Raw genomic sequence first — 748 nt, forward strand, 5'->3', positions numbered from 1 at the left:
TGAATAGCCCCTAGATTTGTAGACACCTTCTTCCCTAATTTTGAGGCAAGGAGGCCATTATGGGCAAAGCCAATTTCAGTGACGATTTCAAGCGTGATGCGGTGCACCAGATTGTTGATCGGGGGTATCCGGTTGCGGAGGTTTCGAAGCGGCTGGGTGTCAGCCCGCACTCGCTTTACAACTGGGTGAAGAAGTTCTCGAAGCCAGATCAACCTCATTCGAGCGACGAACAGTCAGCCGAGATACGGCGATTGAAGAATGAGCTGCTGCGCGTCACCGAGGAGCGCGACATTTTAAAAAAGGCCACCGCGTACTTCGCGCGAGATGCAAAGTGAAGTACGCGTTTGTGGTCCAGCATCGTCCGTCGTTTTCGGTACGTGCGATGTGCCGTTGTCTTCGCATCCATCCCAGCGGGTTCTATGCTTGGTTGAAGAGCCCACTGAGCAATCGGGCGCAGGAAGACGAGCGTCAGACAAAGCTTATCAAGTCTGCATGGAATGATAGCGGCAAGGTCTACGGCTACCGCAAGCTGCATGATGATCTACTGGATCGGGGCGAGACGTGCTGTCCCAACCGTGTAGCGCGACTGGCTTCTCTTGCCGGTATCAAGGCCCAGATTGGCTACAAGCGCCGTCCCGGATCGTATGGCGGAAAGCCGTCTGTGGTTGTCGATAATACGCTGGCGCGCCAATTCGATGTTGCTGCGCCAGACACCGCTTGGGTGACGGACATAACCTATATCAAGACC

Annotated in this window: 1 pseudogene; it reads left to right on the forward strand. The window is 54.7% G+C overall.

The features are described from left to right. Positions 1-59: 59 nt before the first annotated feature. Positions 60-748 (forward strand): annotated as a pseudogene (locus tag ACFQ14_RS14350) (IS3 family transposase); the annotation flags it as partial.

The organism is Pseudahrensia aquimaris (assembly GCF_042676045.1).
Lineage (GTDB): Bacteria > Pseudomonadota > Alphaproteobacteria > Rhizobiales > Rhizobiaceae > Pseudahrensia > Pseudahrensia aquimaris.